The 20,693-nt window shown below is 71.1% G+C and carries 17 protein-coding genes, 2 tRNA genes and 1 pseudogene; 6 read left to right on the top strand and 14 right to left on the bottom strand.

Annotation, left to right across the window (positions count from 1 at the left end):
* Window positions 1-458: 458 nt before the first annotated feature.
* Window positions 459-2,390, bottom strand: a complete 1,932-nt coding sequence (locus ACIBSV_RS24055) for a tetratricopeptide repeat protein (RefSeq protein ID WP_395866252.1) — start codon at window positions 2,388-2,390, stop codon at window positions 459-461.
* A gap of 140 nt (window positions 2,391-2,530) precedes the next feature.
* Window positions 2,531-2,607, bottom strand: a tRNA-Met gene (locus tag ACIBSV_RS24060).
* 396 nt (window positions 2,608-3,003) lie between these two features.
* Between ACIBSV_RS24060 and ACIBSV_RS24065 the strand changes: the two genes are divergently transcribed.
* A complete protein-coding gene (locus ACIBSV_RS24065) occupies window positions 3,004-3,198 on the top strand; it encodes a hypothetical protein (RefSeq protein ID WP_395866254.1) in 195 nt (64 codons plus the stop codon).
* A gap of 189 nt (window positions 3,199-3,387) precedes the next feature.
* Here the strand turns inward: ACIBSV_RS24065 and ACIBSV_RS24070 are convergent.
* Together ACIBSV_RS24070 and ACIBSV_RS24075 are read right to left on the bottom strand one after the other, a co-directional pair.
* Window positions 3,388-3,461, bottom strand: a tRNA-Met gene (locus ACIBSV_RS24070).
* Window positions 3,462-3,571: 110 nt separating this feature from the next.
* A complete protein-coding gene (locus ACIBSV_RS24075; protein ID WP_395866256.1) occupies window positions 3,572-6,601 on the bottom strand; it encodes a UPF0182 family protein in 3,030 nt (1,009 codons plus the stop codon).
* 153 nt (window positions 6,602-6,754) lie between these two features.
* Between ACIBSV_RS24075 and ACIBSV_RS24080 the strand changes: the two genes are divergently transcribed.
* Window positions 6,755-7,306, top strand: a complete 552-nt coding sequence (locus ACIBSV_RS24080) for a PPA1309 family protein (protein ID WP_395866258.1) — start codon at window positions 6,755-6,757, stop codon at window positions 7,304-7,306.
* Between the two features lie 22 nt (window positions 7,307-7,328).
* Here ACIBSV_RS24080 and ACIBSV_RS24085 read toward each other — a convergent pair whose 3' ends face one another.
* The 4 genes from ACIBSV_RS24085 to ACIBSV_RS24100 form a co-directional block, all read right to left on the bottom strand.
* Window positions 7,329-8,381 carry a PDZ domain-containing protein gene (locus ACIBSV_RS24085; protein WP_395866260.1) on the bottom strand — a complete coding sequence of 351 codons (1,053 nt, stop codon included), beginning with the start codon at window positions 8,379-8,381 and terminating at the stop codon, window positions 7,329-7,331.
* A gap of 47 nt (window positions 8,382-8,428) precedes the next feature.
* Window positions 8,429-8,665 (bottom strand): hypothetical protein, encoded by a 237-nt coding sequence (locus tag ACIBSV_RS24090; protein WP_395866262.1) that lies wholly within the window; start codon window positions 8,663-8,665, stop codon window positions 8,429-8,431.
* A 137-nt stretch (window positions 8,666-8,802) separates the two neighbouring features.
* Window positions 8,803-9,225, bottom strand: a complete 423-nt coding sequence (locus tag ACIBSV_RS24095) for a molybdenum cofactor biosynthesis protein MoaE (protein ID WP_395866264.1) — start codon at window positions 9,223-9,225, stop codon at window positions 8,803-8,805.
* Between the two features lie 140 nt (window positions 9,226-9,365).
* Window positions 9,366-10,568: an NAD-dependent epimerase/dehydratase family protein gene (locus ACIBSV_RS24100; protein ID WP_395866266.1), complete on the bottom strand. Its 1,203-nt coding sequence runs from the start codon at window positions 10,566-10,568 to the stop codon at window positions 9,366-9,368.
* A 263-nt stretch (window positions 10,569-10,831) separates the two neighbouring features.
* Here ACIBSV_RS24100 and ACIBSV_RS24105 point away from each other — a divergent pair, with 263 nt between their 5' ends.
* Both ACIBSV_RS24105 and ACIBSV_RS24110 read left to right on the top strand, forming a co-directional pair.
* Window positions 10,832-12,292 (top strand): zinc-dependent metalloprotease, encoded by a 1,461-nt coding sequence (locus tag ACIBSV_RS24105; RefSeq protein WP_395866268.1) that lies wholly within the window; start codon window positions 10,832-10,834, stop codon window positions 12,290-12,292.
* Window positions 12,289-12,819, top strand: a complete 531-nt coding sequence (locus ACIBSV_RS24110) for an NUDIX hydrolase (protein WP_395866270.1) — start codon at window positions 12,289-12,291, stop codon at window positions 12,817-12,819. The genes ACIBSV_RS24105 and ACIBSV_RS24110 overlap by 4 nt, the downstream gene beginning before the upstream one ends.
* A 72-nt stretch (window positions 12,820-12,891) precedes the next feature.
* Here ACIBSV_RS24110 and ACIBSV_RS24115 read toward each other — a convergent pair whose 3' ends face one another.
* The 4 genes and pseudogenes from ACIBSV_RS24115 to ACIBSV_RS24130 form a co-directional block, all read right to left on the bottom strand.
* Window positions 12,892-13,647: an AIM24 family protein gene (locus tag ACIBSV_RS24115; protein ID WP_395866272.1), complete on the bottom strand. Its 756-nt coding sequence runs from the start codon at window positions 13,645-13,647 to the stop codon at window positions 12,892-12,894.
* 22 nt (window positions 13,648-13,669) lie between these two features.
* Window positions 13,670-14,356, bottom strand: coding sequence for an AIM24 family protein (locus tag ACIBSV_RS24120; RefSeq protein ID WP_395866274.1), 687 nt, complete (start codon window positions 14,354-14,356; stop codon window positions 13,670-13,672).
* A 7-nt stretch (window positions 14,357-14,363) separates the two neighbouring features.
* On the bottom strand, window positions 14,364-16,157 hold the full coding sequence (locus tag ACIBSV_RS24125) for a TerD family protein (protein WP_395866276.1): 1,794 nt from the start codon (window positions 16,155-16,157) through the stop codon (window positions 14,364-14,366).
* 435 nt (window positions 16,158-16,592) lie between these two features.
* A pseudogene (locus tag ACIBSV_RS24130) lies at window positions 16,593-17,135 on the bottom strand (M48 family metallopeptidase); the annotation flags it as partial.
* Window positions 17,136-17,412: 277 nt separating this feature from the next.
* On the opposite strand from ACIBSV_RS24130, the gene ACIBSV_RS24135 reads away from it, so the two are divergent.
* On the top strand, window positions 17,413-18,519 hold the full coding sequence (locus tag ACIBSV_RS24135) for a ThiF family adenylyltransferase (protein ID WP_395866278.1): 1,107 nt from the start codon (window positions 17,413-17,415) through the stop codon (window positions 18,517-18,519).
* Window positions 18,516-19,934 (top strand): ABC1 kinase family protein, encoded by a 1,419-nt coding sequence (locus ACIBSV_RS24140; protein ID WP_395866280.1) that lies wholly within the window; start codon window positions 18,516-18,518, stop codon window positions 19,932-19,934. Before ACIBSV_RS24135 ends, ACIBSV_RS24140 begins: the two co-directional genes overlap by 4 nt.
* A 98-nt stretch (window positions 19,935-20,032) precedes the next feature.
* Here the strand turns inward: ACIBSV_RS24140 and ACIBSV_RS24145 are convergent, their stop codons facing one another.
* Both ACIBSV_RS24145 and ACIBSV_RS24150 read right to left on the bottom strand, forming a co-directional pair.
* Window positions 20,033-20,254: a hypothetical protein gene (locus ACIBSV_RS24145; protein WP_355541032.1), complete on the bottom strand. Its 222-nt coding sequence runs from the start codon at window positions 20,252-20,254 to the stop codon at window positions 20,033-20,035.
* A gap of 59 nt (window positions 20,255-20,313) precedes the next feature.
* The gene (locus tag ACIBSV_RS24150; RefSeq protein WP_026218651.1) at window positions 20,314-20,652 is read right to left on the bottom strand and encodes a WhiB family transcriptional regulator; all 339 of its coding nucleotides are present in this window, start codon (window positions 20,650-20,652) and stop codon (window positions 20,314-20,316) included.
* Window positions 20,653-20,693 lie beyond the last annotated feature (41 nt).

A 20,693-nucleotide genomic window follows, 5' to 3' on the forward strand; every position in this document is an offset into this window, starting at 1 on the left:
CCCAAGAACCCTCAACCACCACAACACCGAGCCCGCCCAGCCAACCCAGCGCTCGAAGACACCAAATCCGCCCAACACCCACCCGCAGCCGACCCACCCAACCACACCAAATCAGCCCGTCCGGCGCCTGAGAACCCCCGACCCCACCACCCCACCCGACCGCAAAATCAGCCCGTCCGGCGCTTGAGGACCCCAAATCCGCCCAACACCCACCCGCAGCCAACCCACCCGACCGCACCAAAATCAGCCCGCCCGGCGCCTGAGGACACCCGACCCGGCAACACCCAGCACGGCAACCCACCCCGACCGCAGCACATCCAGCCCGTCCGGCGCTTGAGGACACCAAATCCGCCCAACACCCACCCGCAGCCGACCCACCCGAGCGCACCAAAATCAGCCCGTCCGGCGCCTGAGGACACCAAAGCCGCGCAACACCGAACCGCGTCGCGGAGCCAACCTCAACTCGCCAGCGACTCCGCACGAAACGCGTCGAGCAGCCGCTGCGCCTTCGCCGCGACCTCCGCGGGACCGTGCTCCACCGCCGGCCCACACCAGTGCTCCGCGTCGGCCAGATCCCCACGCCGCAGCGCCAACACCACCAGCCGCAACGCCGCCCGCCCGTGCCCTCCGCGCGCCGCCACCGTCAGCCACGGCTCCGCGCCCTCCGGGTCCCCGTGCCGCAGGTGCAGCAGCGCCAGGTTCCACGCGCCCGAGACACTGCCCGCCTCGGCCGCGACCTTGAACCGCCGCGCCGCCGACTTGTCCTCGCCGCGTCGCGCACACAGCACCCCGCAGCGCAACGACGCCGTCACGTGCCCCGCGTCCGCGGCCACCCCGTACCAGCGCTCCGCCTGCTCTCCCGCCCCCGCGTCCGCGAGCATCGCACCGAGCCGAAACGCCGCCGTCGGCCGATCCGCCCGCGCCGCCGTCTCATACGCGCGCGCCGCCCCCTCGGCATCGCCACGACGCTCCAGCAACAGCCCCAACTGGAGCGCCGCGTCCGCGTGTCCGGCCTCCGCCGCCCGCTGCCAGCACGTCTCGGCGGCGTCGTCGAGACCGTTGCGCGAGTGCAGGATGCCCAGGTTGTACGAGCCGTCCACGCTGCCCGCCTCGGCGGCCCGCGCGAACCATATCCGCGCCTCCTCGTCGTCCCCGCGCTCCAGCAGCAGCCCGGCCAGCGCGTTGGCCGCGTCCCCGTGCCCGGCGTACGCGGCCATCCGGAACCAGCGCTCGGCGCCCGCCACATCCTCGTGCTCGGCGTGCAACAGGCCCAGGTTGAAAGCCCCGTTGCACTCACCCGCCGCCGCGGCCCGCTCGTACCACCGGGCCGCCTCACCGGCGTGCCCACCGGCGGCGAACCACGCGCCGAGCGCGTTGGCCGCCGTACCGTCGCCGGACTCCGCGGCGACCTGCCACCACCGCACCGCACCCTCGACGTCGCCCGAGTCCTGCAACAGGAACCCGAGCGCCCGGGCGCCCTCGGCATCGCCCTCCTCGGCGGCGAGCCGGTACCACCCGATCGCCTCGGCGGTGTCCCCCGCGCGCTCCAGCGAGGTCGCCAGCCGCACCGCGGCCCGCACATGGCCGCACGAGGCCGCGCGCAGGAACCACGTCGACGCCGCGCGCTCGTCGTCGCGCTCCTGCCCCATCCGGCCGAGCCGATAGGCCGCCTCGGGATGCCCCGCCTCGGCCGCCCGGCGATACCACCGCTCGGCCCCGGCCCGCCCGGTCAGCTCGAAGAACTCGCCCAGCGTGAGCGCGGCCCGCACATGCCCCGACTCGGCCGCGTTGCGCAGCCAGTAGACGCCCTGGCCGGACAGATCGTGGTACTCGCCCACACCCGCGCCCGCGCCGGCACCCGCCCGCGCCGCGTCGGCCTGATCCAGCAGCAGCGCGCCGAGCGAGAACGCCGCGATCCGGCTGCCCGCCTCGGCCGCCCGGTGCCACCACAACGACGCCGCGTCGTCCCGCCCCTGACGGTGCATCAACACGCCGAGGTTGGTCGCCGCGCCCCGGTGTCCCGCCTCGGCGGCCCGGCGCAACAACTCGGCGGCCTCGTCCTGTTCGCCCCGCTCGAGCAACATCAGCGCGAGGGTGTTCGCGGCGGAGGGGCTGCGGCCGGCCCGCTCGCGATAGCGTCGCTCGAGTTCGGCCGACTCGTGTCGATCCAGCGCCTCCTGCCCCTCGACGCTGCCGCCGGGACTACGCCGGCGCGGTCGGAACGGAACCAGGACCGCGTAGTCGTCGGGATGTGCGGGAGCGGTCGCGGCAGCGGCCCGACCGCGGTCCAGGACCACGGTGTCGGGGCCCTCCGGCACCGCTTCGAAGACGTCCGGATCCGGCGGTGGGTGCTCCCCCCGCCGTCCGCGATGTCCCTTCCACGCCCCCATGAGTCCATCGTGGCATCTCGGGCCACATCCATGCAGTCGCGATTCGGCAACGACCCACCCGACTCGGACCGAATTGTGGCGGAACACACCTTGTCGGCGCACGCACGAAGAGCCCGGTCGTGAGACCGGGCCCTTCGATGTGGTAGCGGGGACAGGATTTGAACCTGCGACCTCTGGGTTATGAGCCCAGCGAGCTACCGAGCTGCTCCACCCCGCGTCGGTAGACCCAACTGTACGACAGCGCCCCGGGGCAGGCAAATCCGCTCCGAGGCCGCCCCGGGCGCCCGACACGGCGCCCTCGCCCCGCGCGCATCGGCGTGTCCGCCGGGAGAGCGGCCGGATTCAGACCATGGGGTGAACATGCGCGCACCCGCGGCGCGCCCCACGCACTTCCCCTTTGGCGGCAATTACCCCTGGTTGCCCAGGAGTTCGATTGCGCCACAACCGGGTTGCCGGCCAATCCGAAACACGATCGGGTCTCGACATGGGGCCGGAAGCCGTCATGGCGTCCCCCCGATGGGGTACGGTCTGCGTCGTGGTCATATCAGGATTGGACCATCCGAGCATGCCGCGCCGAGTCCCGGTTCCGCCGATGGACGTAGGCCGAAGCGGCGTGGGCGAGCGCCTTGAGCGGCACCTCGCCCTCATCGGCCATGCCACGACGCAGGAGACGGCGAACAGCCTCGAATCGGCCGCCATCATCCAGAGCCTGGCTCCGCGCAACGATCAGCGCGGCACCCATCGGCTGGCACGCGTGACGTTGATGGCTCCGCTGCGCGCCAAGCGCCGCCGCCAGATCGCGCTCTAGTCCGACACCCTCAGGTCCGTGCGCCTCCGCCCGACTCTCCGAGTCGGGTCATGCCCCGAACCGGATCGCGGCCGACCCGACCGATCCTGCCTGCGGACATCGAGCAACGCGGCAGGACACGCGACTCACAGCACAAAAGATGAGAGGCCCGGTTCCCCAGGGAACCGGGCCTCTCACGTTTTCACCAAGTAGCGGGGACAGGATTTGAACCTGCGACCTCTGGGTTATGAGCCCAGCGAGCTACCGAACTGCTCCACCCCGCGATGCGTTGTGCCTTGAGCTTACGTGACCCGAGGCCGCACACCAAATCGATAACGCGACGGGCCCGCCCCCCGAGGAGGACGGGCCTGCGTCACGCGTCACGCACCGGTGGTCACGGCTTGGGCGCCGTGGAGGCCGGTGGCGTCCCGCTCGCGGGCGGCGTCGACGCCGGCGGGGTGCCCGCCGGTGGCTGCGCCGCCTGCTCGGCCGCGATGGCCTTGTTCACGGCGGCCTGGAGCCGCTTCTGCGCCTCGCCGTACTTGGCGAAGTCACCGGCCTTCATGGCCGCGTCCGCGTCCTTGAGTGCCTGGTTGGCCTCCTCCAGCGCCTGCTTGACCGTCGGGTTCTCGGTCGTCGGCGGCGGCGTGGTGCCGGTGCCCGGCGGGGTGCCGGTGGACGGCGGCGTACCGGTGTCGGTCGGTGGCACCGTCGTGGTCGGCGAACCGCTGAACACCTTGCTCAGGGCCTGATCCAGCGTGTCCTCGAAGGCGATGCTGCCGCCGTAGGAGACCAGCACCTTCTGCAGCACCGGATACGACCCGGCGGCGTTCGCCTGGACGTACACCGGCTCCACGTACAACATGCCGCCGCCCACGGGCAGGCTCAGCAGGTTGCCGTAGACCACCACCGAGTCACCGCGCTGCAGGATGTTGATCACCTGGGCGACCGCGGCGTTCGACTTGAACTGGTTCTGCATCTGATCCGGACCCAGGATCGCCGTGTTCGGCGGCAGACTCAGGAGTCTGATCTTCCCGTAGCCCGGTGATCCCGGTTCGGAGTTCACCGCCATGAAGGCCGCCAGGTTCTGCCGTTCCTTCGGCACGAACGTGCTGGTCAACTGGAACGACTGCTGCGCGTCGGGCGCACCGCCCGGCGTCGCGGACGGCATCTTCATCGACAGGTAGTACGGCGGCTGGTCGCCCGAGCCCGGCACCCGGCCCGTCGGGTCCTTGGGGACCTTCCAGAAGTCGGAGCCGTTGAAGAACGTGCGCGGGTCGGTCACGTGGTACCGGGTGAGCAGATCGCGCTGCACCTTGAACAGGTCCTGCGGGTAGCGCAGGTGCTCCATCAGGGTGGGCGGGATCGTGTTCTTCTTCTTGATCGTGTTCGGGAAGGCCTTCATCCAGGTCTTCAGGACCGGGTCCTTCTCGTCCCACTGGTAGAGCTTGACCGAGCCGTCGTACGAGTCGACCGTCGCCTTCACCGAGTTGCGGATGTAGTTGACGTTGCCGGTGTTGCCGACCGCCCCCCGGGCCCGGTCCTCCGCGTTCAGCGAGTCCGCGGTGGCGTCGCCCAGCGTGGTGCGGGTCGCGTACGGATAACCGTTGCTGGTCGTGTACGCGTCGACGATCCACTGCACCTTGCCGTCTATCACCGCCGGGTACGGGTCACCGTCGATGGTCAGCCACGGCGCGACCGCCTCGACCCGCTCCTTGGGCGTGCGGTTGTACAGGATCCGGGAATCCTTGTTGATCGTGTCGGAGAGCAGGATGTTGCCCTCCTGGAACTTCGTCGCGTACAGCAGCTTGTTGAACATGCCGCCGATCGGGACGCCGCCCTTGCCGTTGTACGTGTAGGTGGCCTGGCCGGACGCGGTGTCGGTCGGGTAGTCCACCTCCGTCGGCGTGGTGTTCTTCGGCGCGCCCACGATCGAGTACTCGGTGGTCGACTCGCCGAAGTAGATCCGCGGCTGGTACGGACCGAGCGGGCTGGGCGTCTCCGCCTCCTGCGCGTCCGTACGGATGTTGCCCTCGATGTAGACGGGCTTGCCCTCGCGGTCCACCCGGGTGCCCTCGGCCGCGACGACGCCGTAGCCGTGGGTGTACTTGGTGTGGTCGTTGACCCAGTTGTGGCTCTGACCACCCTTCGGGTTGAGCTCGCGCAGCGCGATCACGGTGTCCTGCATCTTGCCGTCGATCATGTAGCGGTCGACGTCGAGCGTGGTCTGGAAGCCGTAGTACTGCCGCAACTGCTGCATCTGATTGAACGTCGGCGAGACGATGTTCGGGTCGAGCAGGCGGATGCTGGCCGTGTTCGCGGCCTGGTCCTTGAGCTCGGGCTTGGCCTCGACGTTGCCGTCGTACCGCTCCGGCTCCACCTTGTCGATGCCGTACGCGTCGCGCGTCGCCTGGATGTTGCGCTCGATGTACTTGGCTTCCTTGGCCTGCTGGTTCGGCTTGACCTGGAAGCGCTCGACGATGGCCGGGTACAGCCCGCCGATGAGCACGGCGGAGAGCACCATCAGGCCGAAGCCGATGATCGGCAGCGCCCACGTGCGGCGGAAGACGTTGACGAAGAACAGCGTCGCGCAGATCAGCGCGACGATGAACAGGATCGTCTTGGCCGGCAATACCGCGTGCGCGTCGGTGTACCGCAGGCCGGTGAATTGCGAGGCCTGCTTGAAATCACCGGACGAGACCGCGAGCGAATAGCGGTCCAGCCAGTACGCGACGGCCTTGAACAGCACGAAAAGGCCGAGCAGCAGCGAAAGATGCGCCTGCGCGGCCGGTGTCGCCCGCGACCCCGGGCTCTGCACCCGAAGTCCGCCGTAGAGGTAGTGCGTGATCACCGCGAGGACGAGGCCGACGACGACCGCGACGAACGCGAAATTGATCAGGAACCGATAGAACGGCAGGTCGAACGCGTAGAACGAGACGTCCTTGTGGAACTGCGGGTCCTTGGTCCCGAACGAGACCCCGTTCACGAACTGGAGCCACGTCTTCCACTGTCCCGACGCCGACGTGCCGGCGATGATGCCGATGATGACCGACAGGCCGATCAGCAACCACGTGCGGAACGGGGTGATGGCCGACCGGTATCGGTCGAGACTCTGCTGCTCCAGCGACATCCCGCGAAAGGCCGGACGCAGTCGATAGGCGACATACACGTTGGCGCCGACGGCCCCGGCCATGAGCAGACCGAACACCAGGAACAACCCGATGCGCGTCCACAGCTTGGTCGTGAATACGTTTCCGTAGCCGACCGACTTGTACCAGAGCCAATCCGTCCAGAAATTCGCGAACAGCACCCATGCGACAACGATCACCACGAGGATGGCCAGCGTCAGGAGCAGGGTTCTGGACCTGCGGGACGGAGCTCCCATTCTGATCCGACGGCCACCTGAGCCGCCTCGTTCGGGCATCTGAAAAACCAAGGGTGCGCACCTCGATCATTACCTGGACGCGCCCGGTCGGCGCTCGATGGGTCAACTTACCGAGACAGGACGTGGTTCCCCACAGACACGGCCGATACAGGCTCGTGATCCGCCGTGGGGCGAAGACGGGAAGATGGGGTCATGACCGTTGCACTCACCCAGGCCCTCGTCGAGATCGAACGCCACGTGGCGGCGTACGGCTGGGACCAGCAGGCCCGCCTCTACGCGCTCGTGGACACCGCGGAATTGGCCCGTACCGAACCCGACCTCGCCGCACAGCTCGGCTTGTCCGCCGACCGTGACGCGCCCATCGACACCCTCACTCCGATCGAGCAGGAGGAAGTCCCCGAGAACGTCGCGATCGACGAGTTCCTGGCCAGTATCGCGTGGCCGGACGCGGTGCTCGGCTGCGCGCTGGTGGTCGAGCGGCTGATGTTGCCGCCGTCCGCCGAGGCGACCATGCCCGCGGTGGGCAGCGATCGGGAGATCCACGAGTGGGTGGCGTCGCACCCGCAGCGGCAGGAGGTGCGGCTCGCGGTCGGCGTGCTGCGCGACGGATCGCGCGAGTCGGCGGTTCGGCTGCGGGACAAGGACGACGACTCCGAGGTGCTCTCCGGCGCGGATCTGGTGCCGGGGCTGGCCGAGGCGCTGCTGGCCACGTTCGGCGAGGGAGACGAGGACGAGGACCGATAGTCCCCGAGGGGGTCCGCACCGGTCACGCATGACATTCCGTCAGCGTGCCCTGGCCGGTGCGGATCGTCTCCAGGGCCTTGAGCGCGTCGTCCAGGGTCTCCACCTGGATCAGGGTCAGCCCGCCCGGCTTGGTCTGCGCGGCGGCGGTGCAGTTGGCCTTGGGCGTCAGGAAGTACTTCGCGCCCTGCCGGCGGGCCCCGATGGTCTTCATCTGGATGCCGCCGATCGCGCCGACCTTGCCCGCGTCGTCGATGGTGCCGGTGCCGGCCACGAACTTGCCGCCGGTCAGGTCGCCGGGGCTGAGCTTGTCCACGATGCCGAGCGCGAACATCATCCCCGCGCTCGGGCCGCCGACGTCCTCGAGGTGGATCTCCACCTTGAACGGGAACTTGGGCAGGATGCCCGGCGTGATGCCGACCAGGGCCCGACCGTCGTCCTCGGCCTTGCGGGTCACCACCTGCACGTCGCGCCGGGTGCCCCGGGCGTCCGCGGGGTCCACGGTGAGCGTGACGCTCTCGCCGGCCTGGTGCCTGGTGATCGCCGCGGCGACATCCTCGGGCTTGCCGATCGGCGTCCCGTCCACGGCCAGGATGATGTCGCCGGCGTGCAGCTTGCCGAGCGCGGGCGCGTCCTTGGCCACCGTGGACACGATCACCTGCTTCTCGATCGGGATGTTCAGCGCCGCGAACGCCGCGACCTTGGCGTGCTCCTGCGACGAGCTGAACTCCTCGGCGTTCTCCCGCTCGACCTCGGCCGCGGACTTGTCGTCGGGGTACAGCGACTTCTTGAGCACGACGTCCGAGTCGCCCTTGACCCAGCCGGCGAGCGCGTCGAGCAGCGGCATGTCGTAGGACTTGTTGGTCACCGACACCGTGGTCATGTTCAGGTGGCCGCTGGTGGGATACGTCTCGTGGCCCGAGATCTCGATGACCGGCTTGCCGCCTTCGTCACCGAGCGTGTTGTACGTGGGCCCGGGGCTCAGCTCGGCGTAGGGCACCGGCGCGAACAGGACGGCGCAGGCCAGGGCCAGCAGCAACAGCCCCGAGACGACCAGTGTGGCGGTGCGGCGCGACATGCGCCCGACCCTACGGCACCCGGGTTTTCCCGGTGTGGCCCGGGCCGTCACGGGGTTTCGCAGCCCGGTTCCGGGACCGGTCCGGCGACGTCGTCGGGGGTGGGTTCGGATTGCACCGGGGTCGCCGTGCGGACCCGGTCCAGGGCCGCGCTCCATTCCGCGAAGTCGGACATCGAGTCGTGCATGCTCGGCGTCCGGAAGGACCGACAGGTCCACGCCGCCCAGCAGACCGCGAGCACGAGCGCGACCCCCGGAATTGCCCACCACCACGCGACAGACGCCATGACGTACTCCGTCCACAGGAGGGGGGAGGGTGACGGCTTAAATCATATGTATGTGGTGGAGATGGTGCATTTCCGCTGCTCCGAGGTGGGTGTGACCTCGGGGACGGGTGGGATCGGAGTGGGTTCCCGGGCCGGGTTCAGCAGGCGCCGACCCAGTCCGAGTCGCCGTCCACGAAGTGCTGGAGCTTCCAGATCGGCACCTCGTGCTTGAGCTCGTCGATCAGCCGCCGGCACGCGGTGAACGCCTCCGCGCGATGCGGGCAGGAGACGCCGACCACGACCGCGAGGTCGCCGATCTCCAGCCGGCCGACCCGGTGCACCGCGGCCATCGCGCGCACCGGCAGGTCGGCGGCGATCTTCTCCATCACCCGACGCAGCTCGGCCTGGGCCGAGGGGTGCGCGGAGTACTCCAGCGCGGTGACCGAGCGTCCACTGTCGGCGTTACGGACCGTACCGACGAACAGGCTCGTGCCACCGGCCGACGGGTCGCCGAGCGCGGCGAAAACCTCGTCGACGGACAACGGCGTGTCGCGGATCTCGGCGATGCGGATGACGTCCATACCGGGCAGTATCGCGCGCGACCGGTCGAGCGCGGTCATCCCGGTCCCCTCGTGCACGTGTGCGCGTCGTCCGCGGGTGCCGGGCCCGTCCGCCCGGCACTCGCGGACGGGCCGCTCGCGGACGGCGGGGTCGGCGAAGGTCAGAAGCCGCGACGCCGGCGCCGGACCTTGCGCACGATCGCGGCCGTGCCCACCAAAGCCACGGTCGCGCCCGCCGCGCCGAGCGTGGTGGCGTCCTTGCGGCCCAGTCGGCGGGCCACCAGCGCGTGCCGCCCGTCGACGTCCTCCAGCAGCACCGCGAAGGCCGCCTCGTTGGTCCACACCGGGCGCCAGCCCGCGGCGCGCAGTCGCTCGGAGGGCACCACCCAGCCGTGCATCGTGTACGCGAGGTCGCCCGCCGGCGCGGGCGTGATGCCCAGCCGGTGCAGCCGTTCGGCGGTGCCCAGGGCCAGGGACGCGGGCAGCTCCATCCGGCGCATGCCGGACAGTTCCTCGATCTCCTCCTGTTCGAGCCAGCCCTCGGAGCCGACGGTGACCACACCCTCGACCCGGCCCAGCGCGGCGAACTCCAGCGCGGAGGCCAGGTCGTCGAGGTGGCAGAACTGCCAGCGCGGCTGCCCGCCGGAGACCACCAGCAGGCGCGGCGCCTCGAAGTGCCGGGTCATCACGCTGTCCGCCTCGGGCCCGCCGACCAGCGTCGCCGGGCGCACCACGGTGACCTTGACGTGCGGGTGGGCGCGGGGGGTGCGCTCGGCCAGTTCCTCGATCTCCAGCAGATCGCCGACCAGCGACGCGTCCGCCGTGGCGCGCAGCGGCGCGTCCTCGGCCAGTGGTACGGCGTTGTCCGGCAGCGCGCCGTAGACCATCGCCGAGGTGCACAGCACCACCCGGGGCACCCGGGCCGCGGCGGCGGCGGTCAGCACGGTCTGGGTGCCGCGCACGTTGCGGGCGCCGCGGGCGCGGGGTTCGGAGTCGAGCGACATGTCGAGCGCGAGGTGCACCACCACGTCCACGCCCTCCAGCCGACCGGCCAGGGCGGGGTCGCGGACGTCCATGATCCGCCACTGTGCGCCGGGAATCTCACCGCGCCGCTCGTCGATCGCGATCAGACGTTTGACCTGGTCGTTCGCGGCCAGGAGGGACGCGACGCGATGACCGAGGCCGGCCGCGGCACCGGTGACCGCGATGACCGGGCGCACCCGGGGCACACTCTTGTCCGAGGGCTGGTCCGAGGCCGAGGGAATGGGCTCCGGAGCGGTCTCCGAGGCATCGGTCCCGGTGCCATCGCTCGTGCTCTCCCGCCCGCTCCGCCCAGAGCGAACGCGTGGGGGCTGGGAACTCACTGGCGGTCTCCCGTGGTTAGTTTGGTACGAGCGGTTCGTCAAGAAAGGTACGCGCGACTGCTTGCCTTTCCTGTCAGTGTCCGCGATCCATCCTGCCGGAGGTGTTGTTGTGATCTTCACGCCAGGCGCGTTTCGGCCTTTGCGCGGCGTCGCCTCCGACCGGGACGGCGGACCGGCCGAGCGAGACGAGGTAACCGTGAGTCAGCATCGAGTGGTCGGGCCCGAGGGCGCCGCACACCTGGACAACGTAGAGGGGCCCAACCATGGCTGACTTCCCCTTCGGCTTCGGCAAGCCCTCGGGCGACGACGATCCCGATCGCCCCGGCGGCGGTTCCGGCGGCTCGAATCCGAACGACCCGTTCGGCTTCGGCGCGGCCGGCGGTGACCCGAACAACCCGTTCGGCGCGCTGTTCGGGCAGATGAACCAGGCCGACCTGGGCGCGGCCTTCCAGCAACTGGGCAAGCTGCTGTCCTACGAGGGCGGCCCGGTCAACTGGGACCTGGCCCGCGACATCGCCCGGCAGACCGTGGCCCAGCAGGGTGACGCGTCGATCGGCGCGGTCGAGCGGTCGGGGGTCGAGGAGTCGGTGCGGCTGGCCGAGCTGTGGCTGGACGAGGCCACCTCGCTGCCCTCCGGTGTGCACACCACGGCCGCCTGGAGCCGCTCCGAGTGGATCGAGGCGACGCTGCCCCAGTGGCGCGCGCTGGTGGAGCCGCTGGCCACCCGGGTGGTCGCGGCCATGGGCGAGATGATGCCCGAGGAGATGCAGAGCATGGCCGGGCCGCTGCTCGGCATGATGCGCGGGATGGGCGGCGCGATGTTCGGCGCCCAGGTCGGGCAGGCGCTGGGCGCGCTGGCCGGCGAGGTGGTCGGCTCGACCGACATCGGGCTGCCGATCGGGCCCGCGGGCAAGGCCGCGCTGTTGCCGGCCAACCTGACCGCGTTCGGTGAGGGCCTGTCGGTGCCGCAGGACGAGGTGCGGCTGTACCTGGCTCTGCGCGAGGCCGCGCACCAGCGACTGTTCGCGCACGTGCCGTGGCTGCGGCAGCACCTGTTCGGCGCGGTCGAGGCGTACGCGCGGGGCATCAAGGTGGACATGAGCAGGCTGGAGGAGGCCGCGGGGCGGATCGACCCGAGCAACCCCGAGGCGCTCCAGGAAGCCTTCTCGCAGGGTCTGTTCGAGCCCGAGGAGACGCCGGAGCAAAAGACCGCGCTGTCGCGTCTGGAGACGGCGCTGGCGCTCGTGGAGGGCTGGGTGGACGCGGTCGTGCACAGCGCGGCCGCACCCCGGCTGCCCTCGGCGGGCGCGCTGCGCGAGACGCTGCGTCGGCGGCGCGCGACCGGCGGTCCGGCCGAGCAGACCTTCGCCACCCTGGTCGGCCTGGAACTGCGCCCGCGCCGGTTGCGCGACGCGGCCCGGCTGTGGGCCTCGCTCGCGGACGCGCGCGGCGTCGACGGCCGGGACGCGGTGTGGCAGCACCCCGACCTGCTGCCGACCGCCGACGACCTGGACGATCCGGACGGCTTCGTGCACCACGCCGAGCTCGACCTGTCCGGCCTGGACGCCGAGCTGGACGCGGACCTGGACAAGCTGGAGTCGACCAAGCCCGAGGGCGACCGGCCCGGCGACGAGCAGGCCGGCGACGACAAGCCGGCCGGCGAGCCGGGTCGCGGCGAGGACTCGACGGGCGAGGACGACGGGAAGAAGGGGCCCGGCGCGTGAGCCTACGGCTCGACGCGGTCGACGTGCTGTCGAAGTGGGACGCGCCCGACGACCGTGCGGACCGACTGCGCGGGGCGTACCTGGAGCACTTGGCGGCGCACGAGGACGGCATGCTCAAGGCCTGTCGGGACGGGCACGTGACGGCGAGCGCGGTGATCGTGGACGCGGCCCGGGCCCGGGTGCTGCTCACCCTGCACGCGAAGATCCGCAGGTGGTTGCAGACCGGCGGGCACTGCGAACCGGTGGACCGCACGCTGGCCGACGCGGCGCTGCGCGAGGCGCGCGAGGAGTCCGGGATCGCCGGGCTGACCCTGCTCGCGGGCGGTGCGCCGGTGGGCCTGGACCGGCATCACACGCCGTGCGCGGTGCACCTGGACGTGCAGTACGTCGCGCTGGCCCCGCCCGGCGCGACCGAGCTGATCAGCGAGGAGTCGCTGGATCTGCGCTGGTTCGCGTTCGACGCGCTGCCCACCGACACGGACGACTCGGTGCGTGCGCTGGTGGCCCGGGCCCGCGAGGCGGTCTGAGCCGCGCAAGCGCCACGAGGGGCGCCCGACCGTCGACGGTCGGGCGCCCCTCGGCGTATGTGTTCCCGATTGCTACTGGCCCCAGGTGTTGCCCTGGACTCCGCCGTTCTGGCCCAGGCCGCGGTTGGCCAGGTAGCCGCCGGAGGAGATGAAGTCGACGGGCGGCAACATCTCGCTGGGCTGGACCACCACGTAGCCCTCGCCCATGAAGGCCATGTTCCAGCCCTCGCCGGTGCCCCGGCGGCGTCGGTAGATGCGCGCCGAGTTGGTCTGCGCCTGCATGCTGATCGACAACCGGGTGCTCCACGCGATCACCGCGTCGGCGTCCGCGAACACCTCGGTGCCCTGGGTGACCCGCATGATCAGCGGCTTGCCCGAGGTCATCAGCGCGATCTTGCCGTTGCCGGTGATGTCCAGGTTGTAGGAGCCCGCGCCGGCGACCGACTGCGCGCTCTCGATCGCCACCACGTTCCAGCTCAGCGAGCTGTCCAGGGCCAGCACGTACTCGCCGTCCACGGTCAGGCCCTCGAAGTCGAGGTCGAGCACGTGGATCGACTGGGCCATGTTGGCCAGCCACATGGTGCCGGTGCCGTGGGCGCGCATCAGGTTGAGCTGTTCACCGGTGGCCGCGGCGGCCTGGCGTTCGGCGCCGGAGCGCATGTTGCCGTCGAAGTCGATCGCGCCCTGGTAGGCGACCATCGAGCCGACCCGGGCCAGGCAGTGGTCGGGCAGCCCGTTGCCGAGCTGGACCTTGAGCATGTGCGGGTTCTGCAGACTGAACCGCTCGGGCGTCTGCACGGGCGCATGGCCGAAAAGCGAGCTTTGCACGGTATTCCTCCTTCGCTCGCGGTCAGCCGCGCACGTGGAAACGGTCGGTGGCGTCCTCGGCCGGCTGCACGACGACGAAGCCGTTGCCCTTGAAGGACACCTGCATCGCCTCGCCGGAACCGCGCCCCACGATGCCGCCGAGCCGCATCGAGCGCTTGGTGCCCACCTTGAGGCTGGTGCTCCACGCGACGAGGGCGTCCGGGTCGACGTAGGTCTCGCGTTCGGACGGGTTGAGGACGACCGGCGTGCCGCGCGTGGTGATCGCGACCCAGCCCTGGCCGGACAGCTCCATGTTGAACAGGCCGTTGCCGCTGAACTTCGCGGTGACCCCGCTCACCATCTTGATCCGGTGTTCCAGGTTCTCGTCGAACGCGAGGATGTTGCTCGCGTTCACCGACAGCCCCTCGTTCGGGTTGAGCTGCATGATGGCCACGTCCGCGCCGTAGTCGGCGAAGTAGATGTCGCCCTGGCCGGTGCACTTCATCAGTTGCATGCGCTCGCCGGTGAGGCCGCTGGTCATCCGGCGCTGCATGCCCTGGCCGTGGCCCTCGAAGCGGATGTAACCCTCGTAGGCGATCATCGCGCCCTGCTTGGCCAACACGCCCGGCGCGCCGGGCTGGATGTTGACCCGACAGATCTTGTTGCCGTGCGCGCTCATCCGAGCCTGGGGTGCGGTCTGCCCGTACGCGGCGATCAGTTGCTGATCCATGTTCCCCTCACACCTCGTAGGGCTGGACGACGATGAAGTTGTTGCCGCCCGGCGGGCAGCGGAACTGCAGGTTGACCGTCTCGCCGCTGTGGCCGGGGAAGGCGGTCCTGCGCAGCCGCATCTGGGTCGTGGTGGAGACGTCCATGTCGGTCCACGCCACGATCGCGTTGCTGTCCGCGAAGGTCGGGCCCTGCACCGGGAGCACCAGCGGGATGCCCTGGGTCTTGATCACGATCGTGCCCTGGCCGCTGAAGGTCTGCGCGAACAGCGCACCGCCGGGGATGCCCACGCCCTCGACCCGGGCCGGCTCCATGGTCAGGCCCTCGTCGAAGGCGAGCACGTTGGCCACGTTGACGAACAGCTTGGTGCCCTGGAGCTCGACCAGGTGCAGGTGCGCGGCGTCCTCGGCGAAGAACACCTCGCCGTTGCCCTCGCAGCGCATCAGTTCGAGCGACTGGCCGGTCTGCCGGTTGTCGAAGCGGCTGCGCAGGGTCTGGCCCTGGAACTTGAACTTCACGTCGCCCTGGTAGGCCACCATCACGCCCTGGCGGGCGATCACCTTGCCGCCGGAGACGTCGACCCGGACCATCTTGGCGTTCTGCTGGGTCCAGCGACCGCCGGCGGGCACCTCGCGGTACTGCTCGACGCCGTACTGGAAGGCCGGCTCGGCCGAGGCCACGCCGACACCCTGCATGCCCTGCGGCGGGGCCGGCGGGCCGCCGGGCACCGGCATCTGGAGCGTGGGCTGCATCTGGCCGGGCTGACCGACACCGGGATAGCCGCCGGGGCCCGCGGGCGGCGGGTAGCCGGCGGGGCCGGCCGGCGGCGGGTAGCCACCGGGCTGACCCATGCCGGGCGGCGCGGGCGGCGCCATGTGGCCCTGGTGCGGGGTCTGGTTCGGGTAGCCGCCGGGGCCGGGCGGACCGGGCGGTGGCGGGTAGCCTCCCGGCGCGCCGTGCGGCGGTGTGCCCTGGGGCTGGTTGTACTGCGGCGGGCCGGGCGGCGGCGGATACCCGCCGGGGGCGCCGTGCGGCGGCGTGCCGGGCTCGTTGTACTGCGGCGGGAGGGGCGGACCGCCCTGCATCGAACCGACCGGTTGCGGCGCGCCGGGCGGCGGGCCGAAGTTCGGCGCGGGAGCGGGCGGCGGCGGACCGCCCCCGGGCGGCCCGAACGAGGGCGCGGGCTGCTGCGACGGAATCCCGCCGCCGGGCGGGGCGAAGCCCGGGGCACCGCCGGGCGGCACGGGGGCCGGCGTCGGAGCCTCGTCCGGCTCGTCCTCGGCGACCTCGCCGCCGAAGTTCTCCAGGAGTGCGCGCAGCCCGCCGTCGAAGCCCTGTCCGACGGCGGAGAACCGCCAGACGTCCTTCTTGTAGATGTCCGCGATCATCACGGCGCGCTCGGTGCTGAACTCGCGCCCGGTGAACGCGTAGCGCGCGACCTCCTGGCCGCCCGCCACGATCCGCAGGTAGCCGGAGGCGACCTGGGACATCACGCCGTCGCCGTCGATGGTCGCGGTGAACGCGAGCTTGTTGACGTTCGGCGGGACCCGGTCCAGCGTCACGCGGAAGGACTCGGTGTCACCGGCCTGCGCGCCCAGGAGCTGGATCGATTCCTCGGGCGACTTGGGCTGGTTGAAGAAGATGAAGTACCGATCGTCGGACAATCGCTCACCGGCGTCCAACCCGAAGCACGCGATGTCGAACGTCAGCCCGGGACTGTCCAGATGTACCCCGACATACAGATCGGTCCCCGCGGTCAGGTCGGACAGCTTCGACTTCTGTCCCTTCCTGAACTCGACCACTGTGTGGCTCCCTTCCCCGCTTTTCCGCCGCCGGCGGTGCGGGCGCCCACCACCTGGGTCCCCGCCGCGCACGGCACGCTACAACATCGGATCCGCCCCGGTCCGGGTACGGCAAAACGCCCGGCGGCAGTCTCGTGCTTGCGACGAGCGATTGCCCGCGACCGGTTCCCGGCTGTGTACGCGCCTCACGCTATACGCCCGAATCCGGCACCGCGACGACTCTCGCGCGCCGGATCCGGGTCAGCCTCGGGGCTTGCGGGCGGTGCGATCGCGCGTTGTCCCGGCGCGCGTACCGTCCGCAGCGGCGGTGCCCTTGCGGGCCGCTCGACCCCCTGCCGCAGCGGCTCGGCCGCGGGCCGGCGGAGCCGGTTCCGGCACCGCCGACTTCGGGGTGCCGGGTGCGGCGTCCACATCGTCCTTGTCGTCGCTCATCGCGAGTCCGCTCGCGGCGGCGACACCCTCCAGATATCCCCGCGCACGTTCGGTGCGCGGATATGCGGCGAGCAGCGTCCAAAAACGCGGTCCGTGGCCGGGCACCAGCAAATGCGCCAACTCGTGCAGCAATACATAGTCGACGACATACGTCGGCATGCCGCGCAGCCGGGTGGAGAGCCGGATCGTGCCGTCGATCGGAGTGCACGAACCCCAGCGGGTGTTCTGGTTGCCCACCCAGCGCACGCTCGCGGGCCGGGCCCGGCCGTCCAGATAGCGGGCGGACAGCTCCAGTGCCCGCGCGGCGAGATCCTCGTCACTGGGCCGCCGGCGCCGCTCCTGCGCGGCCAGGCGCTCCAGCATCACGCCGACCCAGCGTTTCTCCTCGGTCTGCGTCATCCGGCCGGGAAGCAGGACCACGGTCCGATCCCCGTCCCGGTAGGCCGACACGGTTCGTCTCCGTCGGGCGCTGCGACGCACCTCGACGGCACCCTGGTAGGGGGCTCCGGACAGCATGTCGTGTCCGGCCCCGGGATCCGCGACCATAACCAGGACGTTAACCGACGGCACCGACAGGGCGCCGCCGCTTCGGGCCGGCCGGGGGATATTCGACACCGCTTGTCGCGGGCATAAGCACTATTCGTTCGATTATTCCCATTCCATTCTTCTCGGCCTAATATTTCCAAATAGCATATTCATACGCGGGCTGTGGACGACGAAATACCCGGCGTTTTGCGGGCGGGCACGCTGGGACCGGCCGAGTCGCCCCGCGCGCCCGGTCGCCGCCCCGTTCCCGGTGTACCGCTCCTTCGGAGGCCCTCTCATGCGCCCGCTCCTCAAGCCCGCCCTACGTCGGTTGTGGCGCGATCGACAGACCCTGCAACTGGGCCTGGATCCGCGCCGGGCCGTGCTGGTGGGCGGTCTGGACCCGACCACCACCCGCTTCGTCGAGCAGTTGGACGGCACCCGGGATCTGGAGCGCACCTGGGAGCTGGCCGAACGGGTCGGCCTCGCTCGCCCACACGCCGAGGCGGTGCTGGACCTGCTGGCCCGCGAGGGTGTGCTGGAGGACGCCTCCGGGCGGCCCACCCCGGTGCCCGCGCTGCCCCACGAGCGCGCCCGGCTGGGTCCGGACCTGACCTCGCTCGCGCTACTGCACGGCAGCGGCGAGGCGGGCCTGGCCGCGCTCGACCGACGCGCCCGCGCGGTGGTGGCGGTGCACGGCGCCGGTCGGATCGGCGCCGCGGTGGCCGGCCTGCTCGCCGCCGCCGGGGTGGGTCACGTGGTGCCCGCCGACCGCCGTCCGGTGCGCCCGGGAGACGCCGGACCGGTGGCGTTCGGCTGGGACGACGAGCGCCCGCGCCGGGAGACCACCGTACGGGCCGCGCTGCGTCGCTCCGCCCCGGGAGTGCGCTGCGCGCTGCCCGCCGGGCGCGGCACGCCCGACGTCGCGGTGCTCGTCCCGGAGGGTCGCCCGGATCCGGAACCGGGCGCCCGCCTGATCCGGCAGCGGGTCCCGCACCTGTACGCGGACATCCGCGAGACCACCGGGGTGATCGGGCCGTTCGTGCTGGTGGGCCGGTCGGCGTGTGGGCGCTGCCTGGATCTGGCCCGCAGCGACCGCGATCCGGGCTGGCCGCGCCTGCTGGCCCAGCTCGCGGCGGCGCCCGGCCCCGGCGAGGCCCCGTGCGACGTGGTGCTCGCCACCGAGGTCGCGGCCCGGGCGGCCCTTCAGGTGCTCACCTTCCTCGACGGCGCGCTGCCCACCACCGTGGACGGCACCGTGGAAATCGAGCTGCCGGACGGCCTGACCCGGCGCCGGAGCTGGTCGCCACACGCCCGCTGCGACTGCCGCGCCACCCACGCGGCGCAAGAGGTGGGCCCCATCACACATGCCGCATCGCCGAGTCGGACACAATGGGTCGCGTGAGCGATCTTCCGCGTAGGGCCGTGACCCGCACCGCCAAGCTCGCCTCCCTCCCGCTGGGGGTGGCCGGCCGGGCGACACTGGGCCTGGGCAGGCGTATCGGCGGCAGACCGGCCGAGATCGTCGCCGCCGAACTGCAACAGCGCACCGCCCAGCAGCTCTTCAAGGTGCTCGGCGAGCTGAAGGGCGGCGCGATGAAGCTCGGGCAGGCCCTGTCGGTGTTCGAGGCCGCGCTGCCCGAGGAGGTGGCCGGGCCCTACCGCTCGGCGCTGACCAAACTCCAGGACGCGGCGCCGCCGATGCCCGCGCGTACCGTGCACAAGGCGCTCGCGGAGAATCTCGGCGCGGACTGGCGTTCGCTCTTCGAGGAGTTCTCCGAGAGCCCCGCGGCGGCCGCGTCGATCGGCCAGGTGCACCGGGCGGTCTGGCACGACGGCCGCACGGTCGCGGTCAAGATCCAATACCCCGGGGCCGGCGACGCGCTGATCTCCGACCTGAACCAGCTCGGGCACGTCGCGCGCTTCGCCGGCGCGCTGATCCCGGGCATCGACGTCAAACCGCTGATCGCCGAGCTCAAGGCCCGGGTGGCCGAGGAACTGGACTACCAGCTCGAGGCCGAGGCGCAGACCGCGCACGCGGTGGAGTTCGACGGCGACCCGGACATCTTCGTGCCGCACGTGGTGCACCAGACCGAGCGGGTGCTGATCACCGAGTGGATGGACGGCAAACCACTGTCCCAGGTGATCGACAAGGGCAGCCAGGAAGAGCGCGACCGGGCCGGGCACATGCTCAGCCGGTTCCTGTTCTCCGGGCCCGCCCGCACCGGCATGCTGCACGCCGACTCGCACCCCGGCAACTTCCGGCTGCTGGACGACGGGCGCCTGGGCGTCCTGGACTTCGGCACGGTCAACCGGTTGCCCGAGGGGCTGCCCGAGCCGATCGGCCTGGCGTTTCGACTCGCGCTGGAGGGCGACGCGGACAGCGTCATGCAGGTGTTGCGCACCGAGGGCTTCGTCAAGCCGTCGATCAAGCTCGACGCCGCCGAAGTCCTGGACTACCTGCTGCCGTTCCTGGAGCCGGCCGAGGCCGAGGAGTTCACCTTCACCCGGGCCTGGATGCGCGAGCAGGGCGCGCGGATCGGCGACCCGCGCAATCCGGCGTCCGCGCTGGCCCGCCAGCTCAACCTGCCGCCGAGCTATCTGCTGATCCACCGGGTCACGTTGAGCACGATCGGCGTGCTGTGTCAGCTCGGCGCGACCGCGCCGTTCCGCGACGAACTGGCCACCTGGCTGCCCGGGTTCGTCGACGAGGACTACGAGGCCGAGGAATTCGACTTCTCCATCGAGGACATCGAGGAGATCGAAGACGTGGAGGACGCGGAGGAGATCGACAACTCCGAGGACACCGCCGGGCGTTAGAGCCCGTCCGCGCCGCCGCGGCACGCCGAAGGGCGGGCACCCCTCGAGGGGTGCCCGCCCTTCGGCGTGCCGCGTACCGGTCGGGCGACATCGGCGGCTTACATCACCGCGATGGCCAGCGCCCGGCGCGCGCGCATGGAGGCGACCTCCGCCCGACGACGCATCCTGCGCGCCATCCGGACGTGGTACGCCCTGCGTTGGAGCTCCGCTTCACGGAGCTGTTGATCCATCTGAGCCCTCGCGAGGGCTTCGTTGATGAGATGCAACTCCCTGCTCCTGTCATTGGGCAAAACGGCGTTCGTGTCGTGAATGTGCTTCATGGGTTCCTGCGCGTACGTGGTGTGTCGGGTGCTCGTGCGTCGGGGTCCCGCCGGCGGGGTCACGCGGCGACCTCCGTCTTGCGCGGACGGCCACGGGGACGCTTGCGGGCGACGACGACGCCCTGCACGAAGAGCTCGCCACCCCAGACACCCCAGGGCTCGCGGCGCTCGAGCGCGCCCTGCAGGCACATCTCACGCACGGGGCACTCGCGGCACAGGGCCTTCGCGTACTCGACGTCCTCGGGGGACTCGGCGAAGAAGACCTCCGGGTCGTAGGAACGGCAGGGGATCGTCGACTCGAGCTGCTCGACGTCCTCGAAAGCGGTAAGGGTCATCAGGTCTACCTCCGATGTCGCTGTGGCTGTGCTGCCGGGTGCGGGGGGTTTGCCGTGGGGCACGTGGTGCTCCTGTGATTCGTGGGACTCGTGTCCCCGGTGGT

Origin of the sequence: Embleya sp. NPDC050154, from assembly GCF_044460165.1 — a bacterium.
Lineage (GTDB): Bacteria > Actinomycetota > Actinomycetes > Streptomycetales > Streptomycetaceae > Embleya.